The organism is Streptomyces sp. CAU 1734 (genome assembly GCF_039888735.1).
Classification (GTDB): domain Bacteria; phylum Actinomycetota; class Actinomycetes; order Streptomycetales; family Streptomycetaceae; genus Streptomyces.
Window position 1 is genome coordinate 192,929 of the sequence record NZ_JBDQQP010000006.1, and the last position, 16,895, is coordinate 209,823.

19 protein-coding genes are annotated in these 16,895 nt (G+C 74.1%); 13 read left to right on the plus strand and 6 right to left on the minus strand.

Features of this window, described 5'->3' with window-relative positions; translation table 11 throughout:
• Nucleotides 1–13: 13 nt before the first annotated feature.
• The 5 genes from AAFN69_RS13530 to thiO all read right to left on the minus strand — a co-directional run bounded on the left by AAFN69_RS13530 (nucleotide 14) and on the right by thiO (nucleotide 4,141).
• A complete protein-coding gene (locus AAFN69_RS13530; protein WP_347728690.1) occupies nucleotides 14–1,246 on the minus strand; it encodes an MFS transporter in 1,233 nt (410 codons plus the stop codon).
• A complete protein-coding gene (locus AAFN69_RS13535) occupies nucleotides 1,243–2,007 on the minus strand; it encodes a tyrosine-protein phosphatase (RefSeq protein WP_347728691.1) in 765 nt (254 codons plus the stop codon). Before AAFN69_RS13535 ends, AAFN69_RS13530 begins: the two co-directional genes overlap by 4 nt.
• A 97-nt stretch (nucleotides 2,008–2,104) precedes the next feature.
• Nucleotides 2,105–2,896, minus strand: coding sequence for a thiazole synthase (locus AAFN69_RS13540; protein ID WP_347728692.1), 792 nt, complete (start codon nucleotides 2,894–2,896; stop codon nucleotides 2,105–2,107).
• On the minus strand, nucleotides 2,889–3,095 hold the full coding sequence (gene thiS, locus AAFN69_RS13545; protein ID WP_347728916.1) for a sulfur carrier protein ThiS: 207 nt from the start codon (nucleotides 3,093–3,095) through the stop codon (nucleotides 2,889–2,891). The genes AAFN69_RS13540 and thiS overlap by 8 nt, the downstream gene beginning before the upstream one ends.
• A 5-nt stretch (nucleotides 3,096–3,100) precedes the next feature.
• On the minus strand, nucleotides 3,101–4,141 hold the full coding sequence (thiO, locus tag AAFN69_RS13550; RefSeq protein ID WP_347728693.1) for a glycine oxidase ThiO: 1,041 nt from the start codon (nucleotides 4,139–4,141) through the stop codon (nucleotides 3,101–3,103).
• A 123-nt stretch (nucleotides 4,142–4,264) separates the two neighbouring features.
• Between thiO and thiE the strand changes: the two genes are divergently transcribed.
• The 4 genes from thiE to AAFN69_RS13570 all read left to right on the plus strand — a co-directional run bounded on the left by thiE (nucleotide 4,265) and on the right by AAFN69_RS13570 (nucleotide 7,534).
• Nucleotides 4,265–4,957: a thiamine phosphate synthase gene (gene thiE, locus AAFN69_RS13555; protein ID WP_347728694.1), complete on the plus strand. Its 693-nt coding sequence runs from the start codon at nucleotides 4,265–4,267 to the stop codon at nucleotides 4,955–4,957.
• Nucleotides 4,958–5,234: 277 nt separating this feature from the next.
• Complete coding sequence (locus AAFN69_RS13560) at nucleotides 5,235–6,227, plus strand: thymidylate synthase (RefSeq protein ID WP_347728695.1); 993 nt, start codon at nucleotides 5,235–5,237, stop codon at nucleotides 6,225–6,227.
• A gap of 60 nt (nucleotides 6,228–6,287) precedes the next feature.
• Nucleotides 6,288–7,040 (plus strand): class I SAM-dependent methyltransferase, encoded by a 753-nt coding sequence (locus AAFN69_RS13565; protein WP_347728696.1) that lies wholly within the window; start codon nucleotides 6,288–6,290, stop codon nucleotides 7,038–7,040.
• Nucleotides 7,037–7,534: a nucleoside 2-deoxyribosyltransferase gene (locus tag AAFN69_RS13570; RefSeq protein ID WP_347728697.1), complete on the plus strand. Its 498-nt coding sequence runs from the start codon at nucleotides 7,037–7,039 to the stop codon at nucleotides 7,532–7,534. The genes AAFN69_RS13565 and AAFN69_RS13570 overlap by 4 nt, the downstream gene beginning before the upstream one ends.
• A 466-nt stretch (nucleotides 7,535–8,000) precedes the next feature.
• Here AAFN69_RS13570 and AAFN69_RS13575 read toward each other — a convergent pair whose 3' ends face one another.
• On the minus strand, nucleotides 8,001–8,726 hold the full coding sequence (locus AAFN69_RS13575; protein WP_347728698.1) for a helix-turn-helix domain-containing protein: 726 nt from the start codon (nucleotides 8,724–8,726) through the stop codon (nucleotides 8,001–8,003).
• 222 nt (nucleotides 8,727–8,948) lie between these two features.
• Here AAFN69_RS13575 and wrbA point away from each other — a divergent pair, with 222 nt between their 5' ends.
• The 9 genes from wrbA (at nucleotide 8,949) to AAFN69_RS13620 (ending at nucleotide 16,879) form a co-directional block, all read left to right on the plus strand.
• Nucleotides 8,949–9,572, plus strand: a complete 624-nt coding sequence (wrbA, locus tag AAFN69_RS13580; RefSeq protein WP_347728699.1) for an NAD(P)H:quinone oxidoreductase — start codon at nucleotides 8,949–8,951, stop codon at nucleotides 9,570–9,572.
• Nucleotides 9,573–9,908: 336 nt separating this feature from the next.
• A complete protein-coding gene (locus tag AAFN69_RS13585) occupies nucleotides 9,909–10,460 on the plus strand; it encodes a CchlQ (RefSeq protein ID WP_347728700.1) in 552 nt (183 codons plus the stop codon).
• 130 nt (nucleotides 10,461–10,590) lie between these two features.
• A complete protein-coding gene (locus AAFN69_RS13590; protein WP_347728701.1) occupies nucleotides 10,591–10,851 on the plus strand; it encodes a hypothetical protein in 261 nt (86 codons plus the stop codon).
• Nucleotides 10,852–11,135: 284 nt separating this feature from the next.
• Nucleotides 11,136–11,612, plus strand: coding sequence for a transglycosylase SLT domain-containing protein (locus AAFN69_RS13595; RefSeq protein WP_347728702.1), 477 nt, complete (start codon nucleotides 11,136–11,138; stop codon nucleotides 11,610–11,612).
• Nucleotides 11,613–11,882: 270 nt separating this feature from the next.
• Nucleotides 11,883–12,086 carry a cold-shock protein gene (locus AAFN69_RS13600; RefSeq protein ID WP_347728703.1) on the plus strand — a complete coding sequence of 68 codons (204 nt, stop codon included), beginning with the start codon at nucleotides 11,883–11,885 and terminating at the stop codon, nucleotides 12,084–12,086.
• A gap of 265 nt (nucleotides 12,087–12,351) precedes the next feature.
• Complete coding sequence (locus AAFN69_RS13605) at nucleotides 12,352–12,636, plus strand: hypothetical protein (protein WP_347728704.1); 285 nt, start codon at nucleotides 12,352–12,354, stop codon at nucleotides 12,634–12,636.
• A gap of 334 nt (nucleotides 12,637–12,970) precedes the next feature.
• Entirely contained in the window at nucleotides 12,971–13,831 is an 861-nt protein-coding gene (locus tag AAFN69_RS13610; protein WP_347728705.1) for an ABC transporter ATP-binding protein, read from the plus strand.
• Complete coding sequence (locus tag AAFN69_RS13615) at nucleotides 13,828–14,808, plus strand: iron-siderophore ABC transporter substrate-binding protein (protein WP_347728706.1); 981 nt, start codon at nucleotides 13,828–13,830, stop codon at nucleotides 14,806–14,808. The genes AAFN69_RS13610 and AAFN69_RS13615 overlap by 4 nt, the downstream gene beginning before the upstream one ends.
• Before the next feature lie 4 nt (nucleotides 14,809–14,812).
• The gene (locus AAFN69_RS13620; protein WP_347728707.1) at nucleotides 14,813–16,879 is read left to right on the plus strand and encodes an iron ABC transporter permease; all 2,067 of its coding nucleotides are present in this window, start codon (nucleotides 14,813–14,815) and stop codon (nucleotides 16,877–16,879) included.
• Nucleotides 16,880–16,895 lie beyond the last annotated feature (16 nt).

A 16,895-nucleotide genomic window follows, 5' to 3' on the forward strand; every position in this document is an offset into this window, starting at 1 on the left:
GGCCGCGGGCGAGTCATCCGCTCCCGGCCCCGGGGCGCTTCCCGCCGGAATCCGGGCGCAGCGCCCCCGCCCCGGCGCAGATCGCCAGGGCCGGCACCACCAGCACCAGGAGCGCCGAGCGCAGCGACACCGCCGCGGCGACCGCGCCGATCACCACCGGGCCCGCCAGAAAACCCAGATAGCCGATGGTGGAGACCACCGCGATGGCGGGCGCGGGGGCCGCGCGCCCGGCCGCGGCGGCGCTGAAGAGGGTCGGCACCACCCCGGCCAGCGCCAGCCCGAGCACCCCGAAGGCGGCGACACCGCCCGCCACCGACGAGGTGAGCACCGCGGACAGTACGCCCACGGCCGCCAGCAGCCCCCCGCAGCGTACAAAGGCCCGCGCACCCACCCGGTCCGCGACGCGGTCGGCGACCAGCCGGCAACAGGCCATGGCGAGGGTGAACACGGCGAAGCCGAGCGCCGCGGCGGCGGCGCTGCCGCCCAGATCCTGCCGGATCCAGACCGCGCTCCAGTCATAGGCCGCTCCCTCGCACAGCAGGCCGGCGAAGGCGAGCAGCCCGAGCGCGATCAGCCGCCGGTCCCGGCGGGCGGGCCGCCCGGCCGCCTCCTCCCCGGTCGCCTCCTCCCCGGGGGCTGCCCGGTCCGCGGGCTCCGGCGCGTCCGGCGACAGGCCGAAACTCGCCGCCCAGCCCACCACCAGCAACACGGCCGCGACCACGGGCAGATGCGCGGCGGGCTCCATCCCGATCAGCGCCGCCCCGGCGCCTGCCAGCGCTCCCGCCAGCCCGCCGAAACTGAACATCGCGTGGAAGGCCGCCATGATCTGCCGGGGATAGCGCCGCTCCACCCGTACCGCCGCCGCGTTCATCGCCACGTCCAGCACACCGTTGCCGACACCGAGCGCCACCAGGGCGCCGGTCAGCGCGGGCACGGACGGCGCGAGCGCCACGGCGGTGAGCGCGGCGGCGTATCCGGCGAGCCCCGCCCGGATCACCGCGACACCGCCGAAGCGCGGCACCAGCGCGCCGGACAGCGGCAGCCCCAGCAGCGCGCCCACACTCAGCCCGAAGACGGCGAACGCGATCTCCCCGGGTCCCATCTCCAGCGCGGAGGCGATGCCCGGGATCCGCGAGCCCCAGCTCGCGAACACCGCGCCATTGACGAAGAAGACCACCGCGACCCGGAATCTGGCCGCCGCCGGGCGGCCCGCGACCGCCCCGGAGGGTCCGGGCGCCGCGCTCACAGCGCCCGGCGCAGGCGCTCGGCGTCCGCCGCGCCGATCCCGAGCCGGGCGGCTGCCCACCCCGCCACCGACCCGTACCGCTCGTCGATGCCGCGCAGAAAGGCCAGCATGGTCTCCCGGTCCGACCGGAGCAGCGACGGCGGTACGGTCGCCCAGGTGGAGAGGGTGTCGTCCGGGACACCGCCGGCCACCGACGCCTCCCAGCGGGCGGTGGCCCGCTCGCTCAGCGCGTAGTCGTCGGCGACGGCCCCGGCCGGGACCCCGAGCAGCCGCAGCACCAGCGCCGCCAGGACACCGGTGCGGTCCTTGCCCGCCGAGCAGTGGAAGACGGCGGGCAGCGCGCCGGGCTCGGCCAGCAGCCGCACCGCCCGGCCGAGCTCCGCCGCCCCCTCCTCGGCGATGTGCAGATAATGGCCGGCGGCGAAGTCGTCCCGGTTCAGCTCACCGGGATCGCCGCCGGACCAGTCGGGCACCCCCGCCAGCAGCGGGAGATGGCTGCGCCGCCCCGGCCAGCCGTCCGGCGGGGTCCAGGGACACTGCCCGGCCTCGTCCCCGGTCCGCAGATCGAGCACGCTGACGATCCCGAGCGCGCCGAAGGCCGCCCGGCCGCCGGCGCTGAACCGGTGCAGCCCGTCGGCGCGGTACAGCCGCCGCCAGGGCACGGTCCATCCGTCCCCGGCGCGGTAGCCCCCGAGATCACGGAAGTTGAAACAGCCGTCGATCTCCCGGAAGCGGCCGGGGGACGGCACCCCGGCGGTCACCGGCGGGCCGCCGTCACGGAGCGGCGGGTGGTACGGATCATCAGATGCGTCCGGGTGTCTCGTACGGAAAGGGGACAGGGATGCCGGGCGGTGGGTGCTACTCCGGCGGCCCGGCCGCGGGCGCCGCCGCCGGCGGCAGCCCGGGCGACGAAGCCCGCGCCCAGAAGCGCTTCGGTATCCGGCCCGCATGCCGGGCGTCGTACCCCGCCCGCACCGCCGCCGCCATCGCCCGCGCCATCCGCTCGGGATCCCCGGCCCGGGTCACGGCCGTCGCCAGCAGCACCGCGTCACAGCCCAGCTCCATCGCCACCGCCGCGTCACTCGCGGTACCGATCCCCGCGTCCAGGATGACCGGCACCCCGGCGGCGGCCACGATCATCTCCAGCTGATGCGGGTTGGCGATGCCCCGCCCGGTGCCGATCGGCGAGCCCAGCGGCATCACCGCGGCACAGCCCACATCCTCCAGCCGCCGCGCCACCACCGGATCGTCGGTCGTGTACGGCAGTACGGTGAACCCGTCGTTCACCAGCTCCTCGGCCGCCTCGACCAGTTCGGTGACATCCGGCAGCAGAGTGCGCTCATCGGCCACCACCTCCAGCTTCACCCAGTCGGTCTCCAGCGCCTCCCGCGCCAGCCGCGCGGTGAGCACCGCGTCGGCCGCGCCCCGGCAGCCCGCCGTGTTCGGCAGGATCGCGATCCCCAGCCGCCGCAGCATCTCCAGCACCCCGCTGCCGCCCGCCGCGTCCACCCGGCGCAGTGCCACCGTGGTCAGCTCGGTGCCCGACGCCACCAGGGCGCGCTCCAGGACCGCGAGATTCGCCGCCCCTCCCGTACCGGTGATCAGCCGCGAGCCGAAGGCGCGGCCCGCGATGCGCAGTTCCTCAGCCACCCTGCACCGCCGTGAGCACCTCGACGGCCGCCCCCTCGCGGAGCGCGCGGTCCCACCGGCCGCGCGGCACCACCTCGCCGTCGACCGCGACCGCCACACCGGTGACGGGTAACCGCAGTTCATCGGCGATCTGTGCGGTGGTACACCCGAGGGGCACCAGCCGGGGTACCCCGTTCACGACGACATTCATGACCTTCACTCCACTCACCACAGCACTCTCCCGGGATCGGCGGAGGCGGCCACGGGCAGTGGCTCGCCCTCCAGTTCGGCCAGAACCGCGTCGGCGGTCAGCGGGGCGAGCAGCAGACCGTTGCGCCCGTGCCCGGTCGCCAGCACCGTACCGCTGTCGACCCGGCCGATCAGCGGCAGATTGTCCGCCGTCATCGGCCGCAGACCCGCCTGAGCGGAGTCGAGTTCGTACTCGGCGACCGAGGGCAGCACCGTCTCCGCGTCGGCGATGAGATCCCGCACCCCGCCCACCGTCACCCGTGTGTCATGACCCGCCTCGTACTGGGTCGCGCCCACCACCAGGCCGTCGTCGCGCGGCACCAGATACACATGGCGGCCGTGGACCACCCCGCGCACCGTCAGCCCGGGGCGGGGCAGTGTGCCGGGCCGCTCCCGCAGCCGCAGGATCTCGCCCTTCACCGGGTGGACCCGGGCCAGCGGATGCAGCGCGGCGGAGCCCACGCCCGCGGCCAGCACCACCTGATCCGCCGCCGGCGCGGTGAGGTCGTCCACCCGCTCCGCGGCGAACCGGACGCCCGCCGAGACGCAGGCGGCCCGTAACGCCGCCAGCAGCGCCCGGTTGTCCACCGACAGATCCCCCGGCACATGGAGCGCGCCGCGGATCGACCGCGACAGGGAGGGTTCGCGGCGGCTCAGCTCGCGCCGGCCGACGCTCTCGGCCCGGCGGCCCCGCTCGGCCAGCCAGCCGGCGAGTACCCGCAGTTCACCGGCGTCGGCGGAGTCCACCGCCACCACCAGGGTGCCCCGGGTGCGCAGTCCGGACGGCAGCCCGGCGGCGGCACTCAGCCGCGCGGCGAAGCCGGGCCAGCGCTCCAGCGACGCGGTGCCCAGCTCCAGCGGGCCCTCCTCGCCGGGCCATCCCTCCGTGAGCGGGGCGAGCATGCCGCCCGCGACCCAGGAGGCCCCGCGGGCGGGAGCCGGGTCGTGCACGGTGACGGTCCAGCCGGCTCCGGCGGCCCGCCAGGCGGCCGACAGACCGATCACTCCCGCGCCCACGACCGACACCCTGCGGGCCGTACCCGGCCGGGGAGTCCGCACAGCGTCGCCCCCTTCCGCACGGGTGAGGATTCTGCCGGGAGGTCCATGGCCGTACCGGCGGTGAGGGGCTGCGTTGCCGGGATGGACACCCGTGAGCGCCTCGCCGCGTCGACACTGTACCTGTGCACCGATGCCCGCAGGGATACCCATGACCTGGCTGAATTCGCGGACGCCGCGCCGGCGGGAGGCGTGGATGTCATCCAGTTGAGGGACAAGGGCTCCGCGGGCGAACACCGCCTGGGACCGCTGGAGGCGGCCGGCGCGCTGGAGGCGCCGGCCGTTCTGCGGGACGCCTGCCGCCGCCGCGGCGCGCTGCTCGCCGTGAACGACCGCGCGGACCTCGCGGTGGCGGCCGGGGCCGATGTGCTCCATCTCGGCCAGGGCGATCTGCCGCTCGCCGCCGCCCGCCGGATCGTCGGCGACGGGGTCCTGACCGGCCGGTCGGCACACAGTCCCGGGCAGGTGCGCGCGGCGGCGGCCGGGAACGGCCCGGACTGCTTCAGCGTCGGCCCCTGCCGGCCCGCACCGACGAAGCCGGGGCGCGCCGCGACCGGAACGGAACTGCTGCGGGTGGCCGCGGAAGCGGCCGGTGACCGGCCCTGGTTCGCGATCGGCGGCATCGACGCGGCCTGGCTGCCCGAGGTCCTCGCCGCCGGAGCCCGCCGGGTGGCGGTGGTGCGGGCGGTGACGGCGGCGGCCGGCCCCCGGCGGGCGGCGGCGGAGCTCTCCGCCCGCCTCCGCGAGGCCCCGGACGCCGGCCGGGCCGTCGGCTGATATTCCGTCACCATGGCCTGTTTCCAAGCGACTTGATCCGTCCGGGCCCGGCTGCGGCTCTCTGGTGGTGGCGCACCGCCGCGCGTATGGTGCGTGCCGGGAGCACGAAGGAACACGTCCGGCCGGGGGAGGAGGTCCGCCCCCGGTGCCGCCGACAGGAGCGGGCGCACCGCCGGAAGGGGCCCGCCGGTTCGGCGTACCGGCCGCGCCGGGAAGTTGCACGATGCCGGTCCGCCGGCGGACCGGCGGACGGCGATGAGTATTGGGGTGGTTTCCCGTGGAGTTCGACACCTTCCATCACGCCTACGCGGCGGTACTGCGCCGGGTCGTCGAGGAACCCGCCTTCCGCAACGCCCCGCGCGGATTACCGAGCCGGGAGCGCCTCGGACTGGGGTTCCGGCTGCGCGAACCGGACCAGCGGGTGCCGCTGATCCCCGCCCGGCGGCTGAACATCGCCTTCAACTTCGCGGAGTCGCTCTGGTATCTGGCCGGCCGTGACGATCTCGACTTCATCGCCCATTACGCGCCCGGCATCCGCAAGTACTCCGCCGACGGCCGCCGGCTGACCGGCACCGCGTACGGCAGGGCACTCTTCGGCGGCGAGGGGCCCGGCCAGTGGCGCACGGTCGTGGAGGAGCTGCGCCGGGACCCGGACAGCAAGCGCGCGGTCCTCCAGATCTTCCGCGGCGAGGAGCTCGCCGTCCCCGCCAACCCCGATGTGTCCTGCACCCTGGGCCTGCAATTCCTGCTCCGCGAGGGCGCTCTGCACACGGTCGGCTTTATGCGGGCCAATGACGCCTACCGGGGCATGAGCAGCGATGTCTTCTCCTTCACCTTCCTCCAGGAGGTGATGGCGCGCGAACTGGGAGCGCGGCTCGGCGAGTACCACCACGCGGTCGGCTCCGTGCACGTCTACGACACCGACGCGGCGCGGGCCCGCGAGGTGCTGGCCGACCCGGCGTCCTCGGCCGCCCCCGCCCTGCGCTTCCCGGCCCTCCCGGAGGGCGACAACTGGCCCTACATCCGCGAGGTGCTGGTCCACGAGGAGGCGCTGCGCCGCAACCGGCTGCGGATCGGCCCGGACACCGGCGGACTCGGTCTGCCCGGCTACTGGGCTCAGGTGCTGCTGCTCTTCGAAATCCAGCGCAGAATCCGGTACGAGGAGACGGTGGACCCGGAGCTGCTCGACGCGCTGACCCCGCCGTACCGCTGGATCGTCACCCACTGGCGTCCGCGCACCCCGACCGGTGCGATCGGGGCGGGCCGGTGACGGCGACGGAGAGGGCGACGAGGGTGCGGACGGGACCGGCGGGAGCGGTGGAGGAGTGCCATGGGAACTGAGTGGAAGGACAATCAGGAGGTCGCGGACGGCTTCGAGGCCTATGACGATCTCCCCGAGCGGGTCATCGGCTATCCCACCGTCTTCGACCGGCTCCGCCTCGGCGACCCAGGGGTCGGGAGGGTGCTCGACTACGGCTGCGGGCCGGGCAAGGTGGCCCTGCGCGCCGCCGAGAGCCGGGACGTGGACGTGGTCGCGGTCGACATCTCCGCGTGGATGCTCGGGATCGCCCGGGAGCGGCGCTCCCATCCGAGGATCCGCCATCATCTGATCGACGGCGGGCGGCTGCCGTTCCTCGCGGACGGCTCGGTCGACGCGGCGATGTCCTGCTATGTCTTCATCAACATCGGCGATCCCGGCACGATCCGGGCCATCGCCGCCGAGATCCACCGGGTGCTGCGGCCCGGCGGTCGCTACTGCGTACTGGACACCCACCCGGACACCACGGGCATCCGCTTCTCGACCTTCTGCAGCGGTGAGCCGGGCCGCCGGTACGCGCCGGGCGAGCGCCGCCCGGTCCGGCTGCACCACCGGCCGGGCGGGGTGCTGGACCTGGCCGACCACCACTGGCCCCGGGAGTTCTACACCGATGTGTTCACCGGCGCGGGCTTCGCCTCGGTCACCGCCGAGGCCCCGCTGCTCGGCGACGTACCGGATCCGGGCGGCCCCGGCCCGCTGCTGGGCGCCGGTGCGGCCGAGGCGGATCATCCGCCGTTTCTCATCGTGACAGGGGTGAAGGAATGAACAGGGGAAGCACCGGACGGGTCTTTCTCGCGGGTCCGTTCAAGGGTCTGGTGGACGAGCACGGAAACATGCGCGAGCGGGAGCGCTCCCGCTTCGAGGCACTGATCGCGGGTCTGGAGGCCAAGGGGTACGAGGTTCACAACGCCCACCGCCGGGAGAGCTGGGGGGCGGCCTTCCTGACCCCCGAGGAGTGCACCCGGCTGGACTTCGACGAGATCTCGGGCAGCGATGTCCTCGTCGCCTTCCCCGGTGCCCCGGCGTCGCCCGGCACCCATGTCGAGATCGGCTGGGCGTCCGCGCTCGGCAAGCCGGTGGTGCTGCTGCTGGAGGAGGGGGAGGAGTACGCCTTTCTCGTCCGCGGGCTGCACACGGTCGCGGACGTCACCTCTCTGACGATCGGGGCGCGGGAGGATCCGGCCGCCCTCACCGGCCGGGTGGTGGCGGCGGTCCTCGACGCGGCAGCCGGGTCCGGGCGGGGCACCGCGCGCCGCTGACCCGCGCCGGGGGTCCCGTCCGGGGCAGCGGGCGCGGAGGCGGTCGAGCACCCGCGGAAACGACTCATTGGCCTGGGCCGGCACCTCGGCCTCGCCGGCGGATTCGTTGAGACGGATGTGGATGCCCGTGCCCGGGCCGTCGGCGAGTGCCCGGGCGTAGCGCGGCAGCGCCTCGGAGGCGAACGGCGGCCACTCGATGCCCACCCGTACCTCGATCCGGCCGCCCGCGGCTCCGTATCCCTTGCCGGGTGCCGTGCGGGAGTGCGGATCGACCGGACCGGGAACGACCGCGTGACCGATCGCGCCGATCACCCGGCCCCGGGTCCCCGCGACGGCGTCGCCCTCCTCACCCCTGCGGTGGACCGCGGTGTCCTGTCTCCCTCGACCACCGGGGTGCCGCCGTGCGGTACCCCTCCGGCGCCGTTCACGGTGGCCACGATCCCGCCGGTGATGACCGGTTGATCCGCTACGGCTGAGCCTCCTGCTCGGCCGGCCCGGAAGCGAGGGGGTGTGCGCGGAGACTCCGGGCGGCGCCGCCGGCCGCGTCCACCGGGCCGGAGCCGGATTCCGTCAGCAGGGTGTCGAGCAGATCGTCGAGGGCCCGCTTGATCTCCTCGGGGCCGCGCCGGCAGTCGCGGGTGAGGTGGGTGATGAGGCTGGGGGCGAAGGGCGCGAGCAGCAGATGGGCGATCAGGGCCGCGTCCGCGCCGGGGCGGAGCCGTTGGACGAGCATCGCGACATGGGCGTGCCTGCCGAGGTGGGCGCCGTGCCGGTGGCGGGCGAGGGGGGACGCCGCCTCACCGGCGAGCAGCAGCTCGCGCTGGTCCACCACGCGATCGGTCAGCGCATGCAGGAAGGCGCGCAGCCGCTCCCCGGGCGGCGCGCCGGGGCCGAGCGGCGGCGGCCCGGACAGGAACGCCTCCTGGAACTGGTGCTCCCTTTCGTCGAGCAGGGCGGAGAAGAGCGCGGCGACATCGCCGAAGCGGCGGTAGACGGTGCCGACGCCGGTGCCGGAGGCGCGGGCGACGGCATTCATGGTGAGGGCGTCGGGACCCTGCTCGGCCACGATGCGGGCGGCGGCGTCGAGGATCTTGCGGCGGTTGTGGACGGCGTCGGCGCGGGGGCCGGCCGGGGCGGCGGGCGCGGAGCCGGCCGGGGAGAGCTCCACGGGCTGGGGTTCGAAGGCGTGCACGGGCCGGTGGCCCCCTTCCGGACGCGCTGCCGCGGGGGCCGCTGTGCGGGCGGCGCTGGACGGCCGCAGGGCTTCCAGCCTAGCGGACAGCTATCCGCTTACCGGGTTCGAGGGCGGGCGGAAAGTTATCCGCTTACTGCTTGCCAATCGATGGTTGAACCGTCTACCTTCACCGAAGCGGATAGATATCCGCTTCGAGCGCGTCGTCACGGAAGGCATTTCATGAGCACCGTCGCAACCCCCCGGATCGCCGTCGTCTACTACTCGGCGACCGGCAGCGTGCACCACCTCGCCCGGGCCGTCGCCGAAGGCGCCGAGGCCGCCGGCGCGGAGGTCCGGCTGCGCCGGGTCGCCGAACTGGCACCCGACGAGGCCATCGGCGCCAACCCCGCCTGGCGGGCGCACCTGGATGCCACCGCTGATATCGAGATCGCCACCCATGACGATCTGACCTGGGCCAACGCCTACGCGCTCGGCACCCCGACCCGGTTCGGCAATGTCGCCTCGCAGCTGAAGCAGTTCATTGACGGCACCGGCGGCCTCTGGCAGCGCGGCGTCTTCGCGGACAAGCCGGCGACCGCCTTCGTCAGCGCCATGAATGTGCACGGCGGCAATGAGTCCACCCTGCTCGCCCTCTACAACACGCTCTACCACTGGGGCTCGCTCATCGTCGCCCCCGGCTACACCGACCCGTCGGTCTTCGCCGCCAGCGGCAACCCCTACGGCACCGCGCACGCCTCCGGCTCGGGTGACCTGCCCGGCGACAACGTCCTCGAAGCCGCCCGCTACCAGGGCCGGCGGCTCGCGGACATCACCGGCCGGCTGCTGAACGGCCCGCGCGACTGATCCGGGACCGCGGATGCGAACCCGCCGGACCGGGGGGCGGTACGGGGCGCGGTGCGGTACGGGGCGCGGGTACCGCACCCCGGCACCGGCGCTCCGTACGCGTACCGCCACCCGCTCCCCGTACCCGTACCGAATCCGCGCCCGCCGGGACCCCGGGACCCCGCAACACACCCCCGGGGCCGCCCGTCTGACGTGGCATCATCGGGCCCACACCGGCGCCCCCGGAGGCACCACCCGGCCCGGGGGCCGCGGCGCGGGGGAGGGCCGGAGCCGGACGGCGGGTCTCCCCCTGTCGGTGCGCGGCCGGGCGGGGAGCGAGGAAGTGGGGGAACGGGGATGGACTGGGGAACGCTGATCGCCACGGCGAGCGGAGGTTTCATCGCCATGGCGGGGACCGTGCTGGTGGACGGGTTGCGCAGCCGCCAGGAGGTCCGGCACTCGGCGTCGGACCGGCGCCGGGACGTGTACACGGAGTTCATCTCCGCCGCCGGGGTGGCCCATGCCCGGCTGCGCGTGACAGCCCGCGCGCCGGACGCCGAGCCGGACCCGGCCGGGGCGGCCCGCGCGGCCCTCGTCGGGGCCGCCCTCCACGAGGTGCGCGAGCGGCTCTTCATCGAGGCGTCGCCGGCCGTCGCGGGGGCCGGCCAGGCGATGTTCGAACGGCTCCGGGCGCTGGAGCGGGTGGTGGCGTCGGGGGCCGCGCAGGAGTCGCCGGCGTTCCACCGCGCCCACCACCCCTATCTGGAGGCGGTGTGGGCGTACCGGGCCGCCGTCCGCAGGGAGCTGGGCGGCAGGACGATGGGCCCCGGGGTCTTCGGCTGGGCGGAGTGGGACGGCTCCGACCGCTGCCCCCTGTGCCGGGACGGGCTGCCGGCCGCCCCGGAGTGACCGGGCGGCGGGCCGGGTGATGTCCGCTATCCGGGGCGAGGTCTCCTGATCCGGCCGTTCCGCCGCCGTTCCGGTGGCTTGAGTACCCGTACTCAAGACGGCTTCCATGCCCCGCCGTGAGGATGGCGGCATGAGACGGAGCGATGTCATCGCGATCCTCGGGCTGTTGCCGCTGAATCTGCTGATCACGGGGTACGGATGGCTGGCCGTCGGAATGACGGGCTGGGCCGACGCGCTGGACGGGGAGCGGTCGCGCGTGCCGCTGGAGGCGGCGGTGGCCTGCGCCGCCGCCGGGGTCATCGGGGTGGGCCTGGTGTTCTGCCGCCTCTGGGGCGCGGCGGTGTTCCAGCTTCTGCCGGTCGGCGCGACGGTCGCGCTGATGACGGTCTGAGGAGAGGTCCCTGCGAATCGCAGGCCGTTTGTCCCTTTTGATGGGAGATGCGCTCGATGGGACGCGCATCACATACGAAGGTGCTTAGTGGGCGCCGGGTCCTCCCGGGCTCATCCGGCGGCCCGAAACGGGCTCCCGCAAGGCGGTGATCCACTATCCGGCTTAGCGAGGAGCCCGTTGTCAGGGGTGCCCGGAGCACTTAAGAATCTGCGCAACCCGCCGCCTTCGGAGCGCTCTGTGGCTCCCTTCCGCGCGGCACTCCCCACGCGAAGGGTCCCCCCGGTATGTCCGCTCACCGCATTTTCCGGCGCCGTCCGGCGTCCGCCCGCAGGATCTCCGCCGCGGGGCTCGCCGTCACCGGGGCCCTCGCCGCCGCTCTCGCGTTCACCCCCACCGCGGCCTCCGCCGCTCCGGCGGCGCCCGCCACCCAGATCGTCTATCCGAACAACCTGGACGGATGGATCCTGGAGGCGCTGGACGTCATGGCCGTCCACGGCATCCCCGGTACGTTCGAGGGTCTGCACCGCAACATCCTGCGGGAGTCCAGCGGCAACCCCCTGGCCGTCAACAACTGGGACATCAACGCGGCCAACGGCACCCCCTCCAAGGGGCTGCTCCAGGTGATCGACCCGACCTTCGCCGCGTACTGGGTGCCCGGCACGCCCAACGACCCGTTCCACCCGGTCGCCAACATCGTCGCCGCGGCGAACTACGCGGCCGACCGGTACGGCTCCATCGACAACGTGTTCGGACCCTACTGATCCGCCCGCCCGGGCGCCCCGGTCACCCGGGCGCGACTCGTCCGAGCCGGTGGTTCGTCACCGTTCGCGACGACGTTCAGTACGCGTCTCCCTGGTGGTGAAAGGACTGGCCGTGTAGCGTCTGGGATCAGCTGTCGTGGTTCCGAAGTACGGGGCGCCCGTGATGCGATGTCGCGGGCGTCTTCTGCTGTTCAGATTCTCTGAGGGCCAGGGCGATCACCTCCGGTTCCGCACCGTGCGGACCGACTTCGAGTCCCCTTGGAGGACAAAATGGCTACGGGAACCGTCAAGTGGTTCAACTCGGAAAAGGGTTTCGGCTTCATTGAGCAGGACGGTGGAGGCCCGGACGTCTTCGCCCACTACTCGAACATCGCCGCCCAGGGCTTCCGTGAGCTCCAGGAGGGCCAGAAGGTCTCCTTCGACGTCACCCAGGGCCAGAAGGGCCCGCAGGCCGAGAACATCACCCCTGCCTGACCCGTTTGTGCCATGGCCGTGCCCCCGGATCCGTCCGCGGGGCGCGGCCATCGCGCGGTCCGTCACCGGCCGGCCGGGTGTCCGCCCGGAATCGCGCCCGCCCCCGGAACTCCGCCTCCGCGCAGGGCCGGTGGGGCATGGGAGTGACGGAGAGACCGCTCCGCCGGCCGGCGACGACGCACGGGACACCGCCGTGCGGCGCCCGTGCGAGGCGTACGCCGGGGGCCGCATCCCGCACAGGGATCCGGACGGGCACCTCCACCGCGTGCGCACCGCCCTGACCCGGGGCGCGCCCGGCTCCGTGCCCGCCCCGCTCCCCGCGGAGACCCCGGGCACCGCTTCCGCGATCGCCGTCGCCGCGGCGCATGGCGGGTGCCCCGGACCCCTCCGGGTCGAGTCCGCGTTCGGAAAGCCGCGGCTGAGCCTCTCCCGGGCGATCATGGAGCATCCGCCGGCCGGCATCGAACCGCAACTCCGCACCGGCGGCGCCGGGATCACGGTGCCGCGCGACGCGATGGTCGAGCCGCAGGGTCTGGTCACCGGCTGGTGAGGACGCCGTCCACCGGCCCTCGCGGCCGGGCCGGCGATCCATGTCCATGGGATGCGGACGGCCTGGAATCCGCCACGCTCCGCCGGCCTTCCCCCGGCTCGCCCCTTTCGCCCGCCACTGCCCCCTGACGACGGCCCGAACGCGCCCCGCACCGGCCGGCCGGACCCGCCCCGGAACACGATCGGGTCACGGTTCGCTCCGGGCCGCCGGCCGTGACCCCAGGGGGCCGGAGCGGGCCCGGCGGGTCTTCCGCCCGGCCGCGGCACACGGTGCGAGGGGCCTTCCGCCCGCCCCCCGGCCGTGGTCGATTTTAGGTTAGGCTACCCTTCCCGCCGTGACTGTAGTTGAAGAGACCACCGAGGTGACGGGTCCGCGCGGCCATGAGCTGTCGGCCACGGGAGTGACCGTGGCGTACGACGGCGTCGATGTCGTGCACGACGCCTCCGTGTCCCTGCGGCCGGGCGAGGTGACCGCCCTGGTGGGCCCGAACGGCAGCGGCAAGTCGACCCTCATGCGCACCATGGCCCGCCTCCAGCGGGCCAGAAGCGCGGCGCTCACCATCGACGCCGACACGGACGGTCTCGCGCTGACAGCCCGCGAGTTCTCCCGGCACGTGGCGCTGCTGACCCAGGGGCGCCCCACCCCCAGCGGGCTCACCGTGCGGGACGTCGTCGAATTCGGCCGGTACCCCTACCGGGGCCGCTGGGGCAGGGCGGACCCGGGCGGCCGGGCCGCGGTGGACCGCGCGCTCGGGATGACGGGCGTCACGGAACTGGCCGGGAGAGGCGCCGAACACCTCTCCGGCGGACAGCTCCAGCGGGTCTGGCTCGCCGGCTGCCTCGCCCAGGAGACGGGCGTACTGCTCCTGGACGAGCCCACGACCTATCTCGACCTGCGGTACCAGATCGAACTTCTCGACCTCATCCGCGATCTCGCCGACGACCACGGGATCGCCGTCGGAGTCGTCCTGCACGACCTCGACCAGGCCGCGGCCGTCGCCGACCGGATCGTCCTGCTCCGGGCGGGACGGATCATCGCCGACGGCGGCCCCGAGGACGTACTGACCCCGGACCGGCTGACCGACACCTACGGCATCCGGATCGAGGTCTCCACCGACCCGTCGACAGGCCGGCTGCGCACCCGCGCGATCGGCCGGCACCACACACGCAGTGAAAGGCTCAGCACCACCTCATGAAGCGCCTCACCCTCGTCGCCGCGGTCTCCGCCGCGGCGCTCACCCTGACCGCCTGCGGGACCACCGAGCCCGCCGCCGGCGGCGGCGACTCCAAGAAGACCGCCGACCGCATCACCCTCACCGACGCCTCGGGCAAGAAGGTGTCCCTCGACGGACCCGCCGAGAAGGTCGTCGCGACCGAGTGGAACATCGTCGAGAACCTCATCTCGCTGGGCGTCGAGCCCGCCGGTGTCTCCGACGTCAAGGGCTACAAGGCGTGGGCCGCCGCCGTGCCGCTGAAGAACGAGCCGAAGGACATCGGCACGCGGGGCGAGCCGAGCATGGACTCCATCGCCGCGCTGGCGCCGGACCTGATCATCACCACCACCGACATGCCCGACCCCGCGGTGAAGCAGCTCAGCAAGGTCGCCAAGGTCCTGGAGATCCGGCCCGCCGACGCCGCCGCCCCGGTCGAGCGGATGATGGGGAACCTCGACCTCATCGCGCAGGCCACCGGCACCGCGGAGAAGTCCGCGAAGCTCCGCGAGGGCTTCGAGGCGAAGGTCGCCGAGGGCCGCAAGGCGCTCGCCGACGCGGGACTGGCCGGCGCGCGGTTCGCCTTCGCCGACGGCTATGTCACCTCCAACCAGGTCTCGATCAGGCCCTACACCAGCGGCTCCCTCATCGGAGCGGTCAATGAGCAGATCGGCCTGAAGAACGCCTGGACGCTCAAGGGCGACAAGGAGTACGGCCTCGCCTCCACCGATGTCGAGGGCCTGACCAAGCTCGGTGACACGCACTTCGCGTACATCGGCGTCGAAGCGGACGCGAACAGCATCCCCTTCTCCGGCCCCCTGGCGAAGAACGCCGTGTGGAAGTCGCTGCCCTTCGTGAAGAAGGGCAATGTGCACCGGCTCGCCGACGGCATCTGGATGTTCGGCGGTCCCGGGTCGATGGAGGCGTACATCGACGCCGTCGTCGGCGCGCTGACGAAGTAGCACCATGGTCGTCACGGCAACGAAGCCGGCCGCCCGCCCGCCGGCCGCCGTTTCCGGGCCGGGCGCCGCGGCCGTGACCATCGCGCTGGCCCTGGTGGTCGCCGCCCTCGCGATCGCCGACATCGCGCAGGGCACGGCCGCGGTCGGTGCGGACGAGGTCTGGAAGGCGCTCACCGGCCGGGCCGACCCCGACGACGCGTCGGTGGTGATCGCCTCGCGACTGCCGAGGATGGCCGCCGGACTGCTCGTCGGAGCCGCGCTCGGCGCGGCGGGCGCCGCGCTCCAGGCGGTGAGCCGCAATGTGCTCGCCGCGCCCGACACCCTCGCGGTGAACGCGGGCTCCTATCTGGCACTCGGCGTGGTCGCCGTCACCGGCACCACGCTGCCGCTGCTCGCCTCCTCCGGTGTCGCCTTCGCCGGCGGTCTCGCGGCCGCCGCGATCGTGCTCGGGCTCTCCGGACTCGGCACCGGCACCATCCGGCTCGTGCTCGCCGGCAGCGCCCTCGCCCTCGGGCTGGGCTCCGTCACGGAGGGACTGCTGCTGCTCTTCCCCGAGCAGACGGAGGGCCTCTACCGCTGGAACCAGGGCAGCATCGCCCAGAACGGTTTCGACGGCGTGGCGCAGATGGCGCCCGTGCTGCTGGCCGCCCTCGCCGGGCTGCTGCTGGTCGCCCGCCGGGTCGACGCCCTGGCCCTCGGCGACGACGCCGCCCGCGGCCTCGGCGTCCCGGTGCGTCCCACCCGTATCACGGTGGTCGTGCTCGCGGCGCTGCTCTCCGCGGCGGCCGTCACCCTGGCCGGACCGATCGGCTTCGTCGGCCTGTGCGCCCCCGCACTGGTGCGCCCGCTCGCCGGCCGGTTCCGCGCCTTCACCAGGTCACGCGCCACCATCCCGCTCGCGGGACTGGTCGGCGCGGGGCTGGTGCTCGGCTCGGACGTACTGCTGCGCTCCCTGGTGACCGCCGATCTCGCGGTGACCGTCCCGACGGGCATCGTCACCAGCCTGGTGGGCGCCGTCTTCCTGATCGTGATGGCGACCCGGGGGCGCGAGAGCGGGCAGACCGCGCCGCCGGACCGGCTGCGCATCAGGAGCCGGACCGTCTTCGTGGTCACGGCCGCCGTGCTGGCCGTCGCGGCCGTCGCGGCCGTGATCGCCGGTGTGCTGCTCGGGGACAGCAAACTGCTGCTGGGCGATGTCGTGAACTGGGCACAGGGCAGGGCGGGCCAGAGCGTCACCTTCGTCCTCGACACCAGGGTTCCCCGGGTGCTCGCGGCGCTGCTGGCGGGCGGGGCGCTCGCCCTCGCGGGAACGATCGTCCAGGCCGTGACCCGTAATCCGCTGGCGGAGCCCGGCGTGATGGGCGTCTCCGGCGGAGCCGCGCTGGGCGCCGTGGCCCTGGTGACCGCAGTGCCCATGGCGGGATCCTGGGGTGTCGCCGGCGCGGCCTTCACGGGCGCCGCCGTCGCCGCTGTCCTCGTCTTCGGGCTGGCGGCGCGGGGCGGATTCCAGCAGAACCGGCTCGTCCTGGTCGGTATCGGTGTCGCGACCGCGGCGACCGCCCTGATCAGCCTGCTGATCGTCCTCACTGACCCGTTCAACGCGACCAAGGCGCTCACCTGGCTGTCGGGCTCCACCTACGGGCGGACCATGCCCGATCTGGTGCCCCTCGCGGCGGTACTCGCGGTGGGCCTGGCGGTGGCGGTGATCCGGCGCACGGAGCTGGATCTGGTCTCGCTCGACGAGGACACCCCCCGGCTCCTGGGATTCGGACTGGCCCGGGGACGCCTCGGCTTCCTCGTGCTGAGCGTCCTGCTCAGCGCCACCGCCGTCGCCGCCACGGGCACGATCGGCTTCGTGGGACTCGTGGCGCCGCATGCGGCCCGCGCCCTCGTGGGCCGTCGGCACGTGCGGGTGGTACCCGTCGCGGTGCTCCTCGGCGCCGTCCTCGTCTGCACCGCGGATCTGCTGGGCCGTACGGTGATCGCCCCCGCCCAGCTCGGCGCCGGACTGATGACCGCGGTGATCGGGACGCCGTACTTCCTCTGGCTGCTCCTGCGCGCCCGCCGGTAGTCCACCCCGCGTCCCG